The organism is Lactobacillus helsingborgensis (genome assembly GCF_000970855.1).
GTDB classification, from domain to species: Bacteria; Bacillota; Bacilli; order Lactobacillales; family Lactobacillaceae; genus Lactobacillus; species Lactobacillus helsingborgensis.
Genome location: NZ_KQ034046.1, coordinates 831065 through 850075, shown reverse-complemented (window position 1 = coordinate 850075; position 19011 = coordinate 831065). Strand labels below are relative to the sequence as shown.

Sequence of the window (19011 nt, the reverse complement as noted above, 5' to 3'; positions counted from 1 at the left end):
TAGCTATTGGGTACTTTTTGTTATCCAAAATATGAACGTTTTATAAACTGAATAAGGAGAATACAAATATGATCTACAAAGTTTTGTATCAAAAAGACAAGGTTGTCAACCCTAGACGGGAGACAACCCAGACTCTTTACCTTGAAGCCAATAATATGGTGGCAGCAAGGACTATGGTTGAGGAGAATACCCCCTATAATATTGAACTCATCCAAGAATTAGCCGGAAATTCGCTAACTTACGAAAAAGAACACGCCGACTTTAAATTGACCTCTTTTGAGAGTAAGAAGTAGTTTTCGTGCGCATTAAAAATAATGAAGTTGCCGTCGTTGCAATCGGGGGGTTGCACGAAATAGGCAAAAATATGTATTGTGTTCAATACCAAGATGAGATTATTATCATGGATTGTGGTATTAAGTTTCCTGAAGATGATCTCCTTGGCATTAATTATGTAATTTCTGATTATTCGTATTTAATTAAAAACCGGAAAAAAATTAAAGCACTTGTTGTGAGTCACGGTCATGAAGACCATATTGGCGGTATTCCGTTTTTACTGGAAAAAATTCCAGAAATTCCGGTTTACGCCACTCCTTTTGCTTTGGCTCTTATTAAAGGAAAACTCGAAGAACACGGCATTCTGCGGACAACAGAATTGCACGAGGAGCATGAAGACACTGTCCTTAAATTCAAAAAATTAACAGTGACTTTCTTTAGAACTACCCACTCTATTCCTGATACTCTGGGTATAGCCGTTCATACTCCGCTGGGTGCAGTCGTGTTTACTGGTGATTTCAAATTTGATTTAACGCCTGTTATGAATCAGCCTGCCCCTGATTTTCAAAAAATGGCTAAATTAGGTAACGAAGGTGTTCTAGCTTTATTATCTGATTCGACTAATGCTGAAGTAACGCAATTTACCAAGTCCGAACGTTTTGTAGCCAAATCGCTACACGATATTATTACAGGAATTCATGGTCGCATAATATTCGCCACGTTTGCTTCTAATCTTTACCGTGTTTCAACCGCTATTCAGGCGGCCAAAGATACCGGACGTAAAGTTGCCATTTTTGGACGGAGTATGGAAAATGGCGTGCAAAATGGGATTGACTTAGGTTACTTAAATGTTCCTGATGGTTTGATCGTTGATGCTAACGAAATTAACCATACCCCGGCAGAAGAAGTCATGATTTTATGTACTGGTTCTCAGGGTGAACCGCTGGCAGCTTTATCTCGGATAGCTAACGGTACTCACAGGCAAATAAGTCTGCAACCAGGAGATACAGTAATTTTCTCCTCTAACCCGATTCCAGGAAATACCTTAAGCGTCAACCACTTAATTAATAAATTAATGGAGGGTGGCGCCAACGTCGTTCATGGTCGAATAAATAACGTCCATACATCTGGACATGGTGGTCAGGAAGAACTTAAAATGATGGTTCGTTTGACCAAGCCCAAGTATATGATTCCTGTTCACGGCGAATACCGGATGCAAGTCATTCATACTGAATTAGCACAGGCAGCCGGTGTCCCCGCAGAAAATACTTTTGTCCTTGAAAACGGCGAAGTAGTTTGTTTTGGTCCTGAAGGATCAAGAATAGCCGGTCACATTCCTGCGGGCGATGTTTATGTTGACACTTCAGGTACTGCTGATGTGGGCAATGTTGTTGTCCATGACAGACAAGTATTATCTGAAGATGGTTTAGTGGTTGTGGTAGCAACTGTTGATTATAAGCATAAACGTGTACTGGCTGGTCCCGACGTTTTAAGTCGCGGTTTTGTCTACATGAGAGAATCTACAGAATTAATTAATCAAGCACAAAAGCATATTTATCATGTGCTAAAATCTGAGATGGACAAAATGGAACACCCAAAAGATAGCGTAATCCGCAATGCGATAATCGCTAACCTGTCAGACTTTCTGTATTCGAAAACAAAAAGACGGCCAATGATCTTACCTATGTTAGTTGAGAAAAAATAAAAAAAGCCTGTTTTGTACGGGCTTTTTTGTATAATGAATGAAATTATATGAACAATAAATTAAAGATACACCTTTTAGTAAATGAAACTGCAGGCAACGGTCATGCTAAGTCTGTGTTTGAAGAAATTACTGCATTACTCATAAATAATAATATTAATTTTGATACTAGAACAAGCGATTACGCTGGTGAGGCAATTCGCATCGCTCAAGACTATGGTAATCGACCACATTCTTCAAATGAAATTTTATTAGTAATCGGTGGAGATGGTTCACTCAATGAAGTGCTTAATGGCATTAAGCGTTCAAGTAATCCTGCCACACCTATCGCTTATTTGCCCGCTGGTACAGGAAACGATTTCGGGCGTGCAGCCAATTTAACTGCTGATCCTAAAATTTTACTTGATCGCTTAAAAGGCGGAGTTAAGCCCGATCAAATTGATTGTGGTTCATTTGTTTTTCCTGATATTAATAAAGATAAAAAATACTACTTTGCCAATAGTTTCGGTGTTGGTTTTGATGCTTTTGTTAATCACAATAGCAATATTTCCAAATTAAAAAAATTACTGAACAGATTTAATGAAGGAAAATTGATTTACGGATATAACGTTCTGGCAAGTGTTACTAGACAGGATACTTTTAGTGTCGATATTGAAACTAATAAGCGTAAGTTCCATTTTGATGATGCGTTCTTGGTCACAACAACTAACCACCCTTATTTAGGTGGTGGCTTGCCTCTTTTACCTAGCGCAAAAATTGACAGCCATAGAATTGACACTGTAGTAGTAGAAAAATTTGGTTTGAAAAAATTAGTCAAATTATTTATTAATCTGCTTAAAGATGGTTCCCATGTTTATGATCCCCAATTCCATTATTTTGAAGCTAAAAAAATTACCGTTAAAACTAGGCAAAAAGAATATGCTCAAGTAGATGGTGAGGAAATTAAACGCAATACTTTTAATGTTGAATTTTCCGTATCTTGTTTTAATTTATTGCGCTAATTTAATACATTTAAAAAAAGGACTAATCTCCGATATTCAATCGGAGTTAGTCCTTTTAATTTGAATATGATTCTAATGTTCAATGTAGTCTCTGATTGCATCTTCTAATTCAGTGAGATTTTTATATTGCTTTTCAAGACCGTAAAACATTTCTCGTTTGAGTATCCCTAAGAAGCCTTTCTCAGAAGCATTATCAATTTGGTTGACTTTCCCACTCCGTTAGGTCCTACCAAACCAATCACTGTGTGCTCCAAGGGGAATTTAAAGTTAAGATCATAAAAGACCGGCTTTTTGCCGTAGTTTTTCTTCACCCGCTCAAAAATTATTGCCATATTTTTCGCTCCTTAATGATTAGGCTATAATTAAAAATATAACAATGATTTAATCATTATTTTTTTAAAATGGCAATAAAAAATACTATTTAAATTCATTTTCTTAATTTAAATATGATACATTTACTTCTATTTGGGCTAACTGCATGATATTTTTTACTAAGTCTTCCAGGTCACTTTCACAACTGATTACACCATTTTCAGCGTTAAAAGAAAATCCTGCATTAAAGACCAAATCTGCCGCTGCATCTATTAGTTCGGCATCACTGGCACTTGGATCCAACTTAAATAATGCACGTCCGTCATCATTAATATCGAAACTACCGTTTTGATTCTTTTCGACAAAGCAGTAGACAGTCTCACCAAAGGAATCTTTTAAAATCGTTTCGATTTCAAGGGTATCTGGCCCAAATTCTAAGACTTTAGTATGTTGTGTTATCCATTTAGTAATATCTTTTTGCAGGATCAAACTAGAATAATCAGCGTTTTCATGCACCATTTTTTAAATTCCTATCTCGTTTTAGTTTCTAATTTAATATTTTGCATCCCAATCATCGGGTCTATTTGACCTGAATATATCAATTCAGGGGTTAAAATATAATCTTGTTTTGGAGGTGCAAGTGTGTCAGTTTCTGCTAGATCTTGCTCATCTCTATTTTTATCGGACTTTTCCTTTGCGCTAGGGTCAACTTTTACATTCAGCGCCGTTTGCAATTTAGCAGTTAAACCAGTTTGGCGGTCATTACCTGAGTTATTCAAGGCCATCTCATAAGCACGCGGATCACCAATCAAAACCAAGTTTTTTTCAGCACGAGTTACTGCTGTATATAACAGATTACGTTTCAGCATGACGTAATTTTGCATAGTCAGGCTCAGAATTACTAACGGAAATTCCGAGCCTTGTGCCTTATGTATTGTAATTGCATAAGCTCTAGTTACATCAAAAAGATCTTTTTTGCTAAAAGTAATTTCTCTACCATCAAAATCAGCAACCATACACTTTTGGGCATTATCATTATCAATTGCTAAAATTTTACCTATTTGACCATTATAGATATCTTTTTCAGGATTATTTTGTAATTGTAAAATGCGGTCGCCAATGCGAAACTTCTCATCATGAATTTCAAGTATTTTGCTGGTAGGTTTTGCAGGGTTAATTATTGCCTGAATTACATTATTTAAATTAGTTACTCCGCCATCGCCTTGGTACATTGCTCCTAAAACTTGAATATCATCCGGATTAAACCCTTTTGCTAGGGCGCGCTCAACTATTTGGCTTACAACATGAGAAACTTCATGAGGCGGGCAGTAAATAAAAGAATAGTTTTTGGTTTTCTTAAACAAGGCCGCACTATTCTGTCCAAGATTTATATCATGGGCAAGCGTAATAATGCTTGAATCGTCTCCTTGCCGATGAATTTGTTTGAGGACAGTAGTCGGAAAAGCTTGCGACTTAATTAAATCACTAAAGACATTTCCCGCTCCCACAGATGGCAACTGGTCTTTATCCCCAACAAAAACAATATGTTTGGTCTCATTAATACTGGCAACAAGCTGTTTAAATAAAAACATATCTACCATTGACATTTCATCAATAATTAAAATTTCCCCATTGAGTTCGTTCAAATCGGTGGCATCATTTTCACCAATTCCTAAACCTAATAACCGGTGAATAGTTTTAGCTGTAATACCAGTTATTTCTTCCATCCTTTTTGCGGCACGACCAGTGGGCGCAGCTAGTAAAAACGGTGGGTCCGAGCTATATAAAGCTGATGATGGTATTTCAGCCAAATCACGCAATGCTAATAGAATACCATTGATAATAGTTGTTTTCCCAGTTCCGGGACCACCTGTTAATATTGAAATAGGATGGGTCAGAGCGTTTTTAATAGCAGCTTTTTGTGTTGCATCATATTTAATTTTTAATTTGGTTTCGGCCTTAGTTATCGCCTGATTAAGTTCCTTGTCACTATATTTTGCAGTCGCTTGACTCTTTTCAACCAAGTTTTTCATTGTATTGGCAATATCTGTTTCAGTTTCAAATATTTCTTGCAGAGCTGCATGATTGCCCAACACAACTACTTTACCCTGATGCTGCAAGTTATTGACGCAGTCAACAATGACATTAAACTGGTTAATCTGTAGTAGTTTTTTAGCATCGGTCAGAAGCTTTTCCAACTTAACGTAGGTATTGCCTTCTTTTCCTACTTCATCAAGTAAAATTTGAAAAATTGCACCATTAACTCTTTTGGGATCCGCAGCAGCAATTCCTAACTTTTGACCAATACGGTCGGCACTTTTGAAAGCATAACCTGTCACTTCAGCAATTGAGGCGTATGGATCTTCTTCCAATTTAGTTAAAGTTTCGCCATGATAAAGTTGATAAAGTCTTCCCGCCACTTTTTTATTTAAGCCAAATTGAGCTAGTTGCAAAACTGTTTCCGAATAAGAATCCATTGAGTTAATTCCGCTGAGCAAACTGTCCTTTTGCTTTTTAGTTAAAGACAGAGTAGCAATTTTCCCCGGTTTTTCTTTTAATACATTCAGTGCGTCCATCCCTAAATCAGATACGATGGTGTCAGCTGCTTTTTTGCCTATTCCGGGAAACTTATTTGAACTTAAATAATTAATTAAACTGCCCTTTTCATGTGGCAAGGCCAATTTATAATTTTCGCAGTGAAACTGCAAACCGAATTTATTATGTACTGTCAACTTACCGGTAAAACTATAAGTTGCTCCTATTTGAACATCGCCAAAATTACCGGTGACTTTAATGTCATCCCGGTCGTAATTTTCCAATTGACCAATGATCGAAACGTCAAGAATTTTATAAAGATCTTGGTCGTTTTCGAAAACAATTCGATTAATTTTGCCAGTAAATTCAGTCATTTTTCTTTCTCGCTTCATTTACTAATTTCAAGATTGAAGCATACTGCTTTTGCTCTTTACTAAAAAATTTGGGGTCTTGCTCTTTTGACCTAGCAAAGTATTTTTCAGCTTCTTTGCGACTTCTAGTTAAAATGGTGATGCCCAACATAAAATTGCTTTTGGCTGTTCTTTTTGTAGTAGGAATTTTGCTATAACTCATTTCTGCTTCTTTCAAATTTCCTAAACTTAACCAAATATCGCCGATTAACTCTAAGACTTTAGCATCAACATTTTTAATAGTCAGTGCATAGGCCAGAGCTTTTTGGTTCTGCCCAATTTTAAAAAATACCAATGCTTTTTGATATAAAACTAAATCATCATTAGGAATTTGCTTGAGTAAACTGAGTGCTTGGTCAAATTTACCCTGCATATAATAACATACTGCCAGATCATAATCTAAATCCTGGGGATAAGCAACTAAGTTCTTAGCTTTTTCAAGCAGTTCAGCTGCTTGATCGCTACTACCCTGTTCAGTTAAATAGGTAGCAAGTTTTAAGTAGTTTGCACTATCATGCGGGTGAGCATCAATTTTCTTAATTAATTCATGTACTCTCTTTTTAACAGGAGTTGAGTCTCCTGCAGCTTTTTTGTCTGTTGTCATAACGAATCAGAATCCACCATTTTTCTGTCTAAAAAGTCTGTTTTATTCCAAGTCAAAACTTTGAAGGTCTGCCCTTTGTCTTTTGTTTCCAATATAGTAAGGCTTGTATTGCTTAAACCGCCATTTTTCCTAATATCAGCTAGCGGGTAACCTAATAAACCACCCATAATTGCTCCTAGAGCTGCTCCATGGCTTACTGCTAACACTTTATCATCATCTTGATACTTGTGAGCTACTTCTTGGCCAAAACTTAATCCCCGAGCAATTACTTCCGGATAATTTTCTCCACCAATACTGTGACCATCATATTTTGCAGGTTGATTCCAGATATCATCAACTTGTTGGGGATATTTACTTTCGGCTTCAGAAAAAGTGAGTCCTTCCATCGCTCCCAGATCAAACTCGCGCAAACGTTCATCTACATTTATTTGGGCTTTACAACCAGAAATTTCAGCGAAATTTTCTGCCGTAGTTTTTGCTCTTTTTAAGGGACTAGTATAAATGCCGGCAAAATTTGTTCCTCTTAAATAACCAGCCAGTTTGCCGATATCAATTAGACTTTGAGTTAAAAGTGGTGAATCACCGTGTGCCCCCTGAAAACGTTTTTGTAAATTCCATTCTGTTTTACCGTGTCTGACAAAATAAATCTGCATTAAATAATTATCCTTTTCTGTTGCTATTAGTTTCTAGTTTATCATTTAATTTGTTTAAAAGAAAAAGAGTAGGAGCAAGCAAAAAAGGAAATGCCGAAGACATTCCCTTTGATAGCTAAAATTAAACTAATTGTAATTGCTGCTCATTCTGGTAAGCACAATCAATATTGCCGCCACCCAAGCATTCTTCGCCTTGATAAAGAACCAATGCTTGTCCTGGAGTAACAGCACGAGCAGGCTCATCAAAGTAAACTTTTGCCTTATTGTTTGATGCATCATACGATACAGTCACACCAACATCAGGCTGACGGTAACGGAACTTAGCAGTGCAATGGATCTCAAAATCATGCTCGGGTTGGCCAGTAAAGAATGACATATCACTAGCTTCTAGCTCCGTCGCATAGAGCAATTTACTGTCATAGCCCTGCTGAACAATCAGTTGATTCTTTTGCAGGTCTTTACCAACTACAAACCAAGGTGCTGTTGACTCTTTAGTTGAACCAAGCCCCAAACCTGATCTTTGACCAATAGTATAATACATTAAACCGGCATGGTGACCAACAACGTTGCCATCTGGTGTGATCATATCTCCAGCCTGGGCAGGTAAAAACTCACTCAAAAACTTACGGAAGTTTCTTTCACCAATAAAGCAAATTCCAGTTGAGTCTTTCTTCTTAGCAGTGGCTAAACCACTTTTAAGTGCAATCTCACGCACCTGCGGCTTAGTCAGGTTAGCTAATGGAAATAGCACACGACTAATTTGTTCTTGGCTCAGCTGACTTAAAAAGTAAGTTTGGTCTTTATTACCATCTTTAGGACGCATCATATGGGTAACGCCATTCTTGTCCTTAAAGGTTTTGGCATAATGACCCATTGCAATATAATCAGCGTCAAGATTGAGTGCGAATTCCAAGAATGATTTAAATTTAATTTGGCTATTACACATAACATCAGGGTTTGGTGTGCGCCCTTTTTTATATTCATTTAAAAAATATTCGAAAACGCGGTGCCAGTATTCTTTTTCAAAGTTGATAGAATAATAAGGAATGCCAATCTGATCGGCCACCCTTTTAACATCTTCATAATCGTCAGTCGCAGTGCAAACACCTGAATCATCGGTGTCATCCCAATTTTTCATGAAGACGCCGATAACATCATAGCCCTGCTCTTTTAAAAGAAGGGCAGAAACCGAGGAGTCAACTCCTCCACTCATACCAACAACAACTCTTGTTTTGCTTTTTGCCAAATTAATCAATCCTTCACTGCAACAATAATATTTCGCTCCTCTAAATCTTTCAAAATATAGTCTAAAAGTTCAACTGTAGGAGCTAATTGCTTATTCTTAAAAATATTAACCTTTTGCAGACCATTTTTATCAGTCACAACCATTGTTAAATGAGACATTTCTTTATTAATGGTCATTTTTAACTTAGTTGGGGCATCGTATGGCGATTCATTATAAAGCGGATGTTCATAACTAAAATTACCTTTAACGGTTTTAACAAAGCCCGCATCGATTAACGCATAGAGTTTTAAATCCGGGCTAAGAGTAAACTTGCGTGTATCACCATTAATAATAACTGTATTTGCCATAATTTTACCTCACTTACTAATAATAAGCATATCTGCTTTAAAAAGCAATTATTTTATTTGTTTTGGAGCTTGCTCACAACTTTAACCAACTGATTTGCAAAAGCGCGCACCTCTTTCTCCGTAGTGAAGCGTCCAAAAGAGATCCGAATAGATTCATTAATTCTTGGCGATTTTTTACCAAAACAAGCAACTAGTACATGTGAAGGCTCAATTGATCCTGCAGTGCAGGCAGAGCCACCGGAAACCGCAAAACCTGCTAAATCCAAATTTGTCTGTAAAAGGGTGGTGGAAATATCATTAAAAAACAAATTTAAGATATGATGTGAATCGTATTCTTTAATGCCGCCATTTACTTGAAAGTCTAATTGAGCTTCTTCAAGTTGATTTAAAATTATACCTTGCAGCTTTTGATATTTCTTTTGCAGTTGTCCTTTATCTATAGCAGCAATTTCACTGATAGCCTCACCAAAGCCGGCAATTCCGGGAACATTTTCAGTGCCAGCTCTGCGTTTGGTTTCCTGTTCACCACCATAAACTAACGGCGGCAAGTTAATTGCATTTCTTTCATATAAAAAGCCTAAAAACTTGGGTCCGTTTATTTTATGAGCAGAAGTTGACAATAAGTCAATATTCATTTTCTCTACGTCTAAGTCAATGTTACCTAAGCCTTGGACTGCATCAACATGAAAATAAGCATTACTTGGCTTTACAATAGCCCCAATTTCCGCCAAAGGGTTGATTGTACCCATTTCATTATTGACAGCCATAATTGAAACCAAAATAGTTTGAGGAGTAAGTGCCTCTTTTAAATCTGCTAAAGAAATACGCCCATTTTCATCAACATCCAGATAAACGACATCATAGCCTTCCCGTTGCAACTGCTGCATTGGTTTTAAAACGGACGGATGCTCAATTTTCGTTGTGATGATACGCTTGCCGATATTTTGGCGACTATGTGCTGTACCAAAAATTGCAGTATTATTGCTTTCTGAGCCTCCAGAGGTAAAAATAATTTCACTTTCTGAAGCATTTATCGCGTGTGCCGCTTTTTGTCTGGCTAAGTCGACAACATGACGAGCCTTTCGTCCTAGTTCATATGTACTTGAAGCATTACCAAAGTCATTTTTCATTTCAGCCGTAATAACATTAATTACATTATCTGACATTGGTGTTGTAGCAGCATTGTCTAAATAAACTTCTGTCATCAATTTAAGCCATCTTCTCTATGTATGAACAAATTATTTTAGCGGCTTTTGCACCAACCTTTTGAGCAAAATGGTCAAAATCGCCGTTAGCATCTTGGTTACCATTATCTGAAATGGCACGTAAGCCAATCAAGGGCTTTTCAAAATGATAAGCTACTTGAGCAAAAGCAGCTCCTTCCATCTCTACTCCTAAAGCAGTAGAAAAATTCTGCTTGATTTTATCTTTTTGTACTTGAGAACCAATAAAGGAATCGCCTGTAACAATTAATCCTTCTTGATAATCAATCTTTTCTTTCTGTAAAAATTGGGCAAAATTACTTCTAGCAGTTGAATCTAAGTTAAATAACGCCGGTTCGCCCGGTATTTGCCCTTCAACATAATCACCAGCCAAAGTGTTATGGGCATCATGATAGGCAAAAGCACTTGCCAAAATTAAATCTTCTTTATGAACACTATCTTGTAAAGACCCAGCAGTACCGGTCATAAAAACTAAATCAATATCAACTAGACTTAGTAAACTAGCTAAATTCATAGCTGCTTGCACTTTGCCTATTCCGCTCAAACCTATATACACATCATTCTGATTAACGCAAAAATGCTCGAATGTAGTAGATCCGAACATTTCTTTGTGACCAGAGTGAAAATACTTACGATAATATTCAGCCTCAATTTCCATTGGGACAATAATTGCTATCTTCATTTTTACCCTCGTTTAATTTTATAAGTGAAATAACGCAAATAATACCAAAATTATTAAAACAGCCACAATTAAAATGGCACGGTTGAGTTTGCCCTTTAATTTTAAAGCTTTTTCCTGACTTGTAGGTGACTGTGACTTAGCTTCTCTATTGGGAGAGTTTCGTTTCTTTTCGCCAGTTTCTGCATTAACCTGCTCGTTTGTGTGCACAACTTCATCCGCATCACGGGTAAATTCAGGATTAACATCAACTTTTTCATCACTATCATCAAAAGCAGACTTGATGGAGTTTAGAACCTTCTTACCCCTTTGCCGTTTTAATTTTTTACGGTAATCAGATCGTTTTTCAGTCATTTTGTTCCTTAGTATCAGCGCCTGTCAGCAGCATATTTTCCCATACACTCATGGCATACAACGTTTTGGCATCAACAATTTTACCTTCTGCTGAAAGACGTTTCAACTCTTCTAAATTAAACCAATGACTAGTAAGAAACTCGTCTGGGTCGAGCGCCTTTTTATCAGTCAGTTTTGTTAATGTATCGCAATAAAATAAATAGAGCTTTTCGTCAGTAAAGCCTGGTGAAGAATAAAATTCAGTAATTTTCTCCCAGTAATCTGCATGATAGCCGCCCTCTTCATTCAGCTCTCGTTTCATTGCATCCAGTGGACTAGCATCAGTATCATCAATTAAACCAGCAGGAATTTCTAAAGTCAGTTCTTTAATCGGTTCACGCCATTGTTCGACCAGCAACATTTCCTGCTTGTCATTCACTGCGATAGCAGCTGAAGCAGGTTGATGTTTTACCACTTCCCGCGAGGCAGTTTCACCATTGGGCAATTTAATCGTTCTTACAGAAAGATCGACAATACGACCCGTAAAAATTTGTTTTGAAGAGATTTCAGTTTCTGTTAAATCCATTATTCACTTTCCTGTTAATCAGCTAAATATACGTTGACACATTGTAAGCCATTTTTACCTTGAGCAAGTTGGTATTTAACTTTTTGACCAACTTGCAAGCGGCGATAACCTTCTTCTTTAATAGCTGTATAAAAAACAAAATATGATTTCTGATTTTCATCATCGGTGATAAAACCAAAACTGCTGTTTCGGTCAAACTGTTTTACTTTACCGTAACGCATTATTCTTCCAAGCCTTCTTGAACTGCTTCGGGGTAATCTTCTTCAACTATCTTAGCACATCTTCCGCACAGCATAGGTATTTTATTATCTGCACCAATGTCTGTTTTGATCATGCGGCAACGTGGACAAACTTCACCTTCAGCATGTTCAACTATAAAAGCACCATTTGGCAATTTTTGCGCATTTTCAGGTGCTGCACCTGAAGCAATAGTTAATTTAGAAACAATTAAAATTTGTCTAAAGTTTGCGTTCAGTTTAGTTAAAACTGTTTGCATATCAGCTGTTGGATAAATTGTAACCGCAGCTTCAAATGATTTACCAATTAGTTTTTGATCACGAGCTTCTTCAAGAACTTTTAGGACATCATCACGTAAGTTCATGAATTTATGCCAATTTTCAGTCAATTCATCATGGTTTGAATATGTCTCAACCTGAGGCATTTCTGCAAGTTGAACGTAATCTTCCTTTTCTTTAAGGAAAGACCAAACTTCTTCCATTGTGTGTGGCAAAATTGGTGTCAAAATTTTGGCCAATTTAACGGCAGCATCATAGATAACAGTTTGCATTGATCTTCTTGCATGACTATTCTGACTTTCAATGTAAAGCACATCTTTAGCAAAGTCTAAATAAAAGGCAGACAGATCATTTGAAATGAATGCGAATACTTTTTTATAAACATTATTAAAGTCATAACGTTCATAACTGTCAAGACAAATTTTAACCAAATCATTAAGACATACTTCCATGTATTGGTCAATTGAGTTGAGATCTTGATATTCTACACGATTGACTTGTGGGTCAAAATCTGAAGTATTGGCCAACATATAGCGGAATGTATTTCTAATCTTACGGTAACTCTCTGAAGTCTGACGCAATATATCTTGTGAAACTGCAACATCAGAAGTAGTATCAACAGATGCGACCCACAAACGAATAATTTCTGCACCCATTTGCTTGATGACATCATTTGGTGAAATTACATTACCCAAAGATTTGGACATTTTATGTCCTTTTTCATCCAGAACAAATCCTTGAGATAAAATACCACGATATGGAGCAATTCCTTTTGCTGCTACAGAAGTAATCAAACTGGAGTTAAACCAGCCCCGATATTGGTCACTGCCTTCAAGGTAAAGATCACATGGGAAACGCAAATCAGGTCTTTTAGCTAATACGGCTTGATGAGAAGACCCTGAATCAAACCATACGTCTAAAATATCTGTTTCTTTAGTAAATTTACCATTTGGAGAATGCTCAGAAGTGAAACCTTCAGGCAATAATTCCTTAGCAGTTTTCTTATACCAAGCATTAGAGCCTTCTTTAGCAAAAATCTGGGCAATATGTTCAATAGTTTCTGGCGTAACAATTGGAGTGCCATCTTCTGCATAAAAGATTGGCAAAGGCACACCCCATGCCCGCTGTCTTGAAATTACCCAATCGCCACGATCTTTAATCATGTTATGCAAACGTAATTTACCCCAAGAAGGAGTGAAATTAACTTGATCAATTTGGTCAAGAATTTGCTGGCGACACTTATCAATTGATGCAAACCATTGGGTAGTAGCACGATAAATTACAGGCTTTTTTGTACGCCAATCATGTGGATATGAGTGGGTAAAGAAACTTAATTTCAGTAGATTGCCTGACTTCTTTAATTTTTCGCTGACAACTTTATTTGCATCATTATAAAATAATCCTACTAAATCAGGATCTTCAATTTCTTCTGTAAAGCAACCCTTATTGTCCATTGGACTATAAACGGGAATGCCATATTTTTGCGCTACATTATAGTCATCTTCACCAAAGCCGGAAGCTGTATGAACTAGACCTGTACCATCACTGGCAGTGACATGCAAAGCATTCATTACTAAAGAATCACGATCATATAGTGGGTGTTTAGCTACCATACGATCCATATCTTTACCCTTTAGGTGTTGGGTAATTTTGTAGTCATTCCAGCCCAATTCTTCAGCAACTACTTCTAATCGATCAGTACCAACAACGTACCGCTTATCGTCAACTTGAACTACTGAATAATCAAAGCCCGGATTTACAGTAATTCCTTGGTTAGTAGGAATAGTCCATGGTGTAGTTGTCCAAATCAAGAAATAAGTGTTTTGTGGGTCTAAAAGACCTTTGCCATCTTTAACAGGGAAAGAAACATAAATTGATGGTGACTTGATATCATGGTATTCAACTTCGGCTTCAGCTAAAGTTGACTCACTTGAAGGTGACCAATATACAGGTTTTTTACCTTTATAGATATAGCCCTTTTCGAACATTTTACCGAAAACACGAATTTCTTCTGCTTCGTATTCAGGCTGAAAAGTAATGTACGGATGATCCCAATCACCCATAACACCTAAGCGCTTGAAGTCAGCCATTTGCTTTTTGACTTCTTCTTGAGCAAAATCTTGACAAAGCTGACGATAATCTGCCAGATTCATCTTCTTGCGGTCAACACCCTGCTTAGTCAGTTGCTGTTCAATTGGTAAGCCGTGAGTATCCCAGCCAGGAACGTAAGGAGCATAGTAGCCGTTCATATTTTTAAAACGAACAATAATATCCTTAGAGATCTTGTTCATAGCGTGACCGATATGGATATTGCCATTAGCAAATGGAGGACCATCATGCAAATCAAAACGAGGCTTACCCTTGTTTAACTTTAATCTCTGTTCATATAATTTGTTTTCTTCCCATTCTTTTTGCCATTGCGCTTCTCTTACAGGCAAATTTCCTCTCATTTTGAATTTGGTCTTACCCAAATTAAGAGTATCTTTCACTCGCATTTTTATTCCTTTCTGTAAAAAAAGCCTCGTCCTAAAATTAGGGCGAGGTTAATTATCGTGGTACCACCTAAATTGAGCTTTTAAGCTCCACTTATTGATTGTGTATCGTACAACTTACGTAACAAACCATTATTAACAGCTGATCAACCTTTGAGCTCTGATACTAGCCTCACACCGGCGCTAATTCGCTGAATTGCTCTTAGGTTTTACTGCCAGTTTGTTATTTATGATTTTTATAGTCATTCGGAAAGATAACAGTAGGACCTGAACTATTGGTATTGGAAGAACTGCTTTGATTATTGACAGTTTCAATGCTGGGACTATCACCCGTCATTGGCTGAGGACTATCATTATCTTCGTCAATGTCTTGTTCAAAGTTTACTTCATCGGCACTATCGTTGTCAACCTCGATGCCATCATCGTCATCATCATCGTCTACGTCAACTTCTTCTTCTTCATCGGTTAACATGATTGGTTCTGCACCATCTGGAGGATAAAAACGCTCTGTACCGAAGTATTTATCAAGAGCTTTTTGCCATTTTTCATCATTAAGATTTTCAATAGCTTTTTGTAAAAGCTCTTGAATGTAACTACGGTAACCAGCAACCTCTTTTTTGACACGATCATAATCTGATTTAACTGATTCAAGCTGCTGACGCTGGTAATCAGTATCAATCTTGGCCTGTTCAGCCTCATTATTTGCCTGAACAGTTGCATCGTTGATGATTCTTTCCGCTTTAATCTTAGCGTTACCAACTGCCTCTTTAGTTGCATTTTCGTTTTGTTGATACTGGTCAACTTGCTTCTGTAATTCAGAAACTTGATTTTGTAAATTGACAACCTCATTTTTTAAATCAACAGTTTGATCAAGAGCATCGCCATAATCGTTAATAATTTGATCTATAAAACTATCTACTTCACGTCTATCGTATCCACTGAAGCCCCGCTTTTTAAATTCTTTATTGTGAATTTCCATCGGAGTTAGTCTTTGCTCTTTTTCCTTTTCGTCTGCCACAGTTTATACACCACCTTAAATTTACCTTTCTTAGTTGTTTTAACGTCTAAAATCTTTATTCTGCCAAAGTGTCTTATGCTTAGAACATCATCTTCTTTAATCATTATATTAAAATTGGTTGCACTATGCCAATTCAATTTAACCAAATTATTTGCTATATCATTTTTGGTCTGTTGTCTGCTTTTTTTCGATATAGCAGCTACTAACGCATCTAGTCTTAAAGAAGAAGCAATGGCAGTCGCTTGTGCGCTATCATCTTCTACAATAAGAACTTTTTGCTTAGTGGTAGGTCTTAATCTCACCTTCGTGTGACCAATATAATTTATTTCACTGGTAAAAAAATCGCTCAATTCACTTTTAGCAAAAAATTGCCAGTGACCAGCACCATCAGTAATAATATCACCAAAAGTTGATGTTTCAACACCAGAATTAGCTAAAGAACCCAAGATTGCACTATGTGTCAAGGTGGCAAATTTTTGAGAATACACAATGTCAAAAACAGTGATTTGAAATGCTGCTGGTGAGAACTCTAAATTACTATTATCTAACAACACCCGCTTTTTTTCGGCAGAATTATAGCCGCCAAATTCGAGCAAGCTAACATCGTCACCAGCTACACTTTTGAGAATATCCCTTTCTCCAGGATTTAAAAAATCTGTCAATACCACGTTGTGCTTATAAAGAACGTCGTTGATAAAACCAGCCATTTTATCTACTGTTTTTTCTGCAGCAACATCATTTTTAAATAAAACGTTTTTAGCATAATGGCTACGCTTATAAACGTTTTCTATTTTCACAAAATTCCTCCTAAAAACACTCAAACTCTTGAGAATGAAACTTCTTTTTTGATTAATTATAGCATGAACAAACTGGTAAAGGCAGGTAAGTAAATTTGTAAATAAATAGCTGATAAAGCTAAGTTTTGTTTAACGAGTTTTATCAGCTATTTTATTCATTTTTAAATTGTAATTAAGCAAATATCCGGAAAAGAATATTCGCAAGCCATTTAATAGCATAATCCTGCACAAAGTAAAGCAATAATAGACCGATTAAAAAAGAAATATCAATTCCGATAGTTTGTGATAACCGTTCAATTGGACCTTTACGAAAGAGATTTAAGTAGGGATCAATAATGCGATTAATTATTCTGCCAACAGCTGAATCACGCATTGAAGGAACCCAACTTAAAATCGCATCAATCACCATAACAATACTATATATCCAAATGGCATAGTTTAGTATGTAAATTCCGTAGTATATTATTCTGATTGCCATTAACTCAAAGTATCTTTCTTATCAACTAAATCACTAATTTTACCATTAGTAACAAACTTTGGTGGTGTAGCCAAAAATATTTTATCCCCAATACGTTGAATTTCGCCATTTAAAGCGTAAACAGTACCCGTGATAAAATCGACAATTCTCCTAGCAGAAGCATCTTCCATTCGGCTAAAATTAATGATTACCGCTTTATTACTAAGCAAATTTTGGGCAACATCTTTTGCATCTGAGTATACACGTGGCTCATAAAGAACTATCTTACTCTTATTCGCGCTGATACCCGACTTGATAGAAACTACCTTGTCACGATCAATTGCACCGTTATTAAGATTGTCCTCATCAGCTATCTGCTGTTCTTCACCGTATTCATCTTCCAGCATTTCGTCATCATCGCTGGCAACACCGAAGAACTTGCCTATTTTACTAAAAGCCATTACTTTTGCCTCCTATTAGTTTTCACCACGATGCCTGAAAAATGGAATGTCATCAGTATCATCGTCATCAAAAGCGTTAGTTTCGATTTGTGAAATTCGGCTCTGATCATCGTCATCAAATGAACTTGAAGTTTCTTCTTGCGAACTGATCTCACTTGGATTTGTACGACGATTCCCTTCATTATCATTGTCTAAGCCCCAGACACTTGTCGGATCGACCATAGGTTTATGCTTAGGAGCTTGTTGAACTGAGCCAGAAGCGCTGCTTAAGCCTGATTTTGGTTCAGAAGCAGTTCTGTTAGCTGTTTCAGCAGCACTATTTGAACTAACACTTTCAGGGTGAGATTTAATCTGGTGGCTGTGACCTGGTAACTGCTTAGAAGCTTCTTCTTCTGCTTGTGAATTTATTCCAGTAGCAATTACAGTTACCACAACTTCATCTCCTAAATTAGGATTAATGGAAGTACCAAAAATAATATTAACGTCATCTCCAGCAGCCTTAGATACTATCTCAGACGCATCTTGTGCTTCAAATAAAGTTAAATCAGGACCACCAGTTATGTTAAGCAAAACTTGTTTAGCACCATCAATTGATACTTCAAGTAAAGGAGACGAAATAGCCAACTTAGTAGCTTCAACCGTTCTGTTTTCACCACTCGCACGACCAATTCCCATTAAAGCCGCTCCTTGGTTAGCCATCACTGTTTTAACATCCGCAAAATCAAGGTTTACGTAATCAGTGGAAGTAATCAAATCAGAAATACCTTGTACACCTTGCTTTAAAACATTATCGGCTTCTTTAAAGGCATCCATCATTGGGGTTTTCTTATCAACCATTTCCAGCAAACGGTTATTGGCAATGATAACTAGTGTATCAACATATTGTTTCAGTTGCGCAATTCCCTCAGCAGCATTTTTTGAACGCTTAGGACCCTCAAAAGTAAAAGGACGAGTGACAACACCGACAGTCAAGGCGCCTGTCTCTCGCGCAATTTTAGCTACAATAGGTGCAGCACCAGTACCAGTGCCGCCACCCATACCGGCAGTAATGAAGATCATGTCCGCACCTTTTAGCGCATCCTCAATAGTCTGCTCACTTTCTTCTGCAGCTTTTTGACCAACTTCTGGGTGAGAACCCGCACCTAATCCTCTCGTCAATTTAGGCCCAAGTTGAATTTTATTTTCAGCCTTATTACTATTTAATGCTTGTACATCAGTGTTAGCAGCAACGAAAGATACTCCTTGCACACCATCATCGATCATCCGATTAACAGCATTACCACCAGCACCACCGACACCAATAACTTTGATGACAGCATTTTTATTGTCGTCTGAATCGAACGTGAAATCCATCTAATTAACCACCT

21 protein-coding genes and 1 pseudogene are annotated in these 19011 nt (G+C 37.0%); 3 read left to right on the top strand and 19 right to left on the bottom strand.

Annotated elements, in window-relative coordinates; translation table 11 throughout:
* Window positions 1–68: 68 nt before the first annotated feature.
* From JF73_RS03955 to JF73_RS03945, 3 genes are read left to right on the top strand one after another with little or no spacing between them, the layout of a single operon-like run.
* The gene (locus JF73_RS03955; RefSeq protein WP_046327059.1) at window positions 69–293 is read left to right on the top strand and encodes a DNA-dependent RNA polymerase subunit epsilon; all 225 of its coding nucleotides are present in this window, start codon (window positions 69–71) and stop codon (window positions 291–293) included.
* A gap of 5 nt (window positions 294–298) precedes the next feature.
* Window positions 299–1978 carry a ribonuclease J1 gene (gene rnjA / locus JF73_RS03950; protein ID WP_046327058.1) on the top strand — a complete coding sequence of 560 codons (1680 nt, stop codon included), beginning with the start codon at window positions 299–301 and terminating at the stop codon, window positions 1976–1978.
* A gap of 47 nt (window positions 1979–2025) precedes the next feature.
* Window positions 2026–2976, top strand: coding sequence for a diacylglycerol/lipid kinase family protein (locus tag JF73_RS03945; protein WP_046327057.1), 951 nt, complete (start codon window positions 2026–2028; stop codon window positions 2974–2976).
* On the opposite strand, the pseudogene JF73_RS09820 reads toward JF73_RS03945, so the two are convergent.
* From JF73_RS09820 to ftsZ, 19 genes and pseudogenes are all read right to left on the bottom strand, one after another.
* Window positions 2973–3192, bottom strand: a pseudogene (locus JF73_RS09820) (IS3 family transposase); the annotation flags it as partial. The gene JF73_RS03945 and the pseudogene JF73_RS09820 overlap by 4 nt on opposite strands.
* A complete protein-coding gene (locus JF73_RS09710; protein WP_179853376.1) occupies window positions 3144–3308 on the bottom strand; it encodes a P-loop NTPase family protein in 165 nt (54 codons plus the stop codon). The pseudogene JF73_RS09820 and the gene JF73_RS09710, both read right to left, overlap by 49 nt.
* Before the next feature lie 103 nt (window positions 3309–3411).
* Complete coding sequence (locus JF73_RS03940; protein ID WP_052727774.1) at window positions 3412–3807, bottom strand: DUF1828 domain-containing protein; 396 nt, start codon at window positions 3805–3807, stop codon at window positions 3412–3414.
* 11 nt (window positions 3808–3818) lie between these two features.
* On the bottom strand, window positions 3819–6197 hold the full coding sequence (gene recD2 / locus JF73_RS03935; protein WP_046327056.1) for an SF1B family DNA helicase RecD2: 2379 nt from the start codon (window positions 6195–6197) through the stop codon (window positions 3819–3821).
* Complete coding sequence (locus JF73_RS03930) at window positions 6190–6837, bottom strand: tetratricopeptide repeat protein (RefSeq protein WP_046327055.1); 648 nt, start codon at window positions 6835–6837, stop codon at window positions 6190–6192. The genes recD2 and JF73_RS03930 overlap by 8 nt, the downstream gene beginning before the upstream one ends.
* The gene (locus tag JF73_RS03925) at window positions 6834–7490 is read right to left on the bottom strand and encodes a histidine phosphatase family protein (protein ID WP_046327054.1); all 657 of its coding nucleotides are present in this window, start codon (window positions 7488–7490) and stop codon (window positions 6834–6836) included. The genes JF73_RS03930 and JF73_RS03925 overlap by 4 nt, the downstream gene beginning before the upstream one ends.
* 121 nt (window positions 7491–7611) lie before the next feature.
* Window positions 7612–8736, bottom strand: coding sequence for a tRNA 2-thiouridine(34) synthase MnmA (gene mnmA / locus JF73_RS03920; protein ID WP_179853375.1), 1125 nt, complete (start codon window positions 8734–8736; stop codon window positions 7612–7614).
* A 5-nt stretch (window positions 8737–8741) separates the two neighbouring features.
* Window positions 8742–9083, bottom strand: coding sequence for a DUF1831 domain-containing protein (locus tag JF73_RS03915; protein ID WP_038522367.1), 342 nt, complete (start codon window positions 9081–9083; stop codon window positions 8742–8744).
* 53 nt (window positions 9084–9136) lie between these two features.
* Entirely contained in the window at window positions 9137–10288 is a 1152-nt protein-coding gene (locus JF73_RS03910; protein ID WP_046327401.1) for a cysteine desulfurase family protein, read from the bottom strand.
* A gap of 4 nt (window positions 10289–10292) precedes the next feature.
* Window positions 10293–10988: a 5'-methylthioadenosine/adenosylhomocysteine nucleosidase gene (locus JF73_RS03905; protein WP_046327053.1), complete on the bottom strand. Its 696-nt coding sequence runs from the start codon at window positions 10986–10988 to the stop codon at window positions 10293–10295.
* 18 nt (window positions 10989–11006) lie between these two features.
* A complete protein-coding gene (locus JF73_RS03900) occupies window positions 11007–11339 on the bottom strand; it encodes a hypothetical protein (protein WP_046327052.1) in 333 nt (110 codons plus the stop codon).
* Window positions 11332–11904, bottom strand: coding sequence for an NUDIX hydrolase (locus tag JF73_RS03895; RefSeq protein WP_038522355.1), 573 nt, complete (start codon window positions 11902–11904; stop codon window positions 11332–11334). Before JF73_RS03895 ends, JF73_RS03900 begins: the two co-directional genes overlap by 8 nt.
* 14 nt (window positions 11905–11918) lie before the next feature.
* Window positions 11919–12125: a cold-shock protein gene (locus JF73_RS03890; protein ID WP_038522352.1), complete on the bottom strand. Its 207-nt coding sequence runs from the start codon at window positions 12123–12125 to the stop codon at window positions 11919–11921.
* The gene (gene ileS / locus JF73_RS03885; RefSeq protein ID WP_046327051.1) at window positions 12125–14914 is read right to left on the bottom strand and encodes an isoleucine--tRNA ligase; all 2790 of its coding nucleotides are present in this window, start codon (window positions 14912–14914) and stop codon (window positions 12125–12127) included. The genes JF73_RS03890 and ileS overlap by 1 nt, the downstream gene beginning before the upstream one ends.
* Window positions 14915–15134: 220 nt before the next feature.
* Complete coding sequence (locus JF73_RS03880; RefSeq protein ID WP_046327400.1) at window positions 15135–15890, bottom strand: DivIVA domain-containing protein; 756 nt, start codon at window positions 15888–15890, stop codon at window positions 15135–15137.
* Window positions 15891–15895: 5 nt separating this feature from the next.
* Window positions 15896–16726 (bottom strand): YlmH family RNA-binding protein, encoded by an 831-nt coding sequence (locus JF73_RS03875; protein ID WP_257011441.1) that lies wholly within the window; start codon window positions 16724–16726, stop codon window positions 15896–15898.
* A 172-nt stretch (window positions 16727–16898) separates the two neighbouring features.
* Window positions 16899–17204, bottom strand: a complete 306-nt coding sequence (locus tag JF73_RS03870; RefSeq protein WP_046327050.1) for a YggT family protein — start codon at window positions 17202–17204, stop codon at window positions 16899–16901.
* On the bottom strand, window positions 17204–17644 hold the full coding sequence (locus tag JF73_RS03865; protein WP_038522343.1) for a cell division protein SepF: 441 nt from the start codon (window positions 17642–17644) through the stop codon (window positions 17204–17206). Before JF73_RS03865 ends, JF73_RS03870 begins: the two co-directional genes overlap by 1 nt.
* A gap of 15 nt (window positions 17645–17659) precedes the next feature.
* On the bottom strand, window positions 17660–18997 hold the full coding sequence (ftsZ, locus tag JF73_RS03860) for a cell division protein FtsZ (RefSeq protein ID WP_046327048.1): 1338 nt from the start codon (window positions 18995–18997) through the stop codon (window positions 17660–17662).
* Window positions 18998–19011: the final 14 nt, after the last annotated feature.

What these genes read in the sequence shown, in the direction of transcription:
- ftsZ (WP_046327048.1), bottom strand. Translation starts at nt 18,997, where the DNA reads ATGGATTTCACGTTCGATTCAGACGACAATAAAAATGCTGTCATCAAA.
- JF73_RS03925 (WP_046327054.1), bottom strand. Translation starts at nt 7,490, where the DNA reads ATGCAGATTTATTTTGTCAGACACGGTAAAACAGAATGGAATTTACAA.
- JF73_RS03900 (WP_046327052.1), bottom strand. Translation starts at nt 11,339, where the DNA reads ATGACTGAAAAACGATCTGATTACCGTAAAAAATTAAAACGGCAAAGG.
- JF73_RS09710 (WP_179853376.1), bottom strand. Translation starts at nt 3,308, where the DNA reads ATGGCAATAATTTTTGAGCGGGTGAAGAAAAACTACGGCAAAAAGCCG.
- JF73_RS03940 (WP_052727774.1), bottom strand. Translation starts at nt 3,807, where the DNA reads ATGGTGCATGAAAACGCTGATTATTCTAGTTTGATCCTGCAAAAAGAT.
- JF73_RS03870 (WP_046327050.1), bottom strand. Translation starts at nt 17,204, where the DNA reads ATGGCAATCAGAATAATATACTACGGAATTTACATACTAAACTATGCC.
- JF73_RS03880 (WP_046327400.1), bottom strand. Translation starts at nt 15,890, where the DNA reads ATGGAAATTCACAATAAAGAATTTAAAAAGCGGGGCTTCAGTGGATAC.
- JF73_RS03895 (WP_038522355.1), bottom strand. Translation starts at nt 11,904, where the DNA reads ATGGATTTAACAGAAACTGAAATCTCTTCAAAACAAATTTTTACGGGT.
- JF73_RS03955 (WP_046327059.1), top strand. Translation starts at nt 69, where the DNA reads ATGATCTACAAAGTTTTGTATCAAAAAGACAAGGTTGTCAACCCTAGA.
- JF73_RS03910 (WP_046327401.1), bottom strand. Translation starts at nt 10,288, where the DNA reads ATGACAGAAGTTTATTTAGACAATGCTGCTACAACACCAATGTCAGAT.
- recD2 (WP_046327056.1), bottom strand. Translation starts at nt 6,197, where the DNA reads ATGACTGAATTTACTGGCAAAATTAATCGAATTGTTTTCGAAAACGAC.
- JF73_RS03915 (WP_038522367.1), bottom strand. Translation starts at nt 9,083, where the DNA reads ATGGCAAATACAGTTATTATTAATGGTGATACACGCAAGTTTACTCTT.
- JF73_RS03890 (WP_038522352.1), bottom strand. Translation starts at nt 12,125, where the DNA reads ATGCGTTACGGTAAAGTAAAACAGTTTGACCGAAACAGCAGTTTTGGT.
- JF73_RS03945 (WP_046327057.1), top strand. Translation starts at nt 2,026, where the DNA reads ATGAACAATAAATTAAAGATACACCTTTTAGTAAATGAAACTGCAGGC.
- JF73_RS03930 (WP_046327055.1), bottom strand. Translation starts at nt 6,837, where the DNA reads ATGACAACAGACAAAAAAGCTGCAGGAGACTCAACTCCTGTTAAAAAG.
- JF73_RS03905 (WP_046327053.1), bottom strand. Translation starts at nt 10,988, where the DNA reads ATGAAGATAGCAATTATTGTCCCAATGGAAATTGAGGCTGAATATTAT.
- JF73_RS03865 (WP_038522343.1), bottom strand. Translation starts at nt 17,644, where the DNA reads ATGGCTTTTAGTAAAATAGGCAAGTTCTTCGGTGTTGCCAGCGATGAT.
- ileS (WP_046327051.1), bottom strand. Translation starts at nt 14,914, where the DNA reads ATGCGAGTGAAAGATACTCTTAATTTGGGTAAGACCAAATTCAAAATG.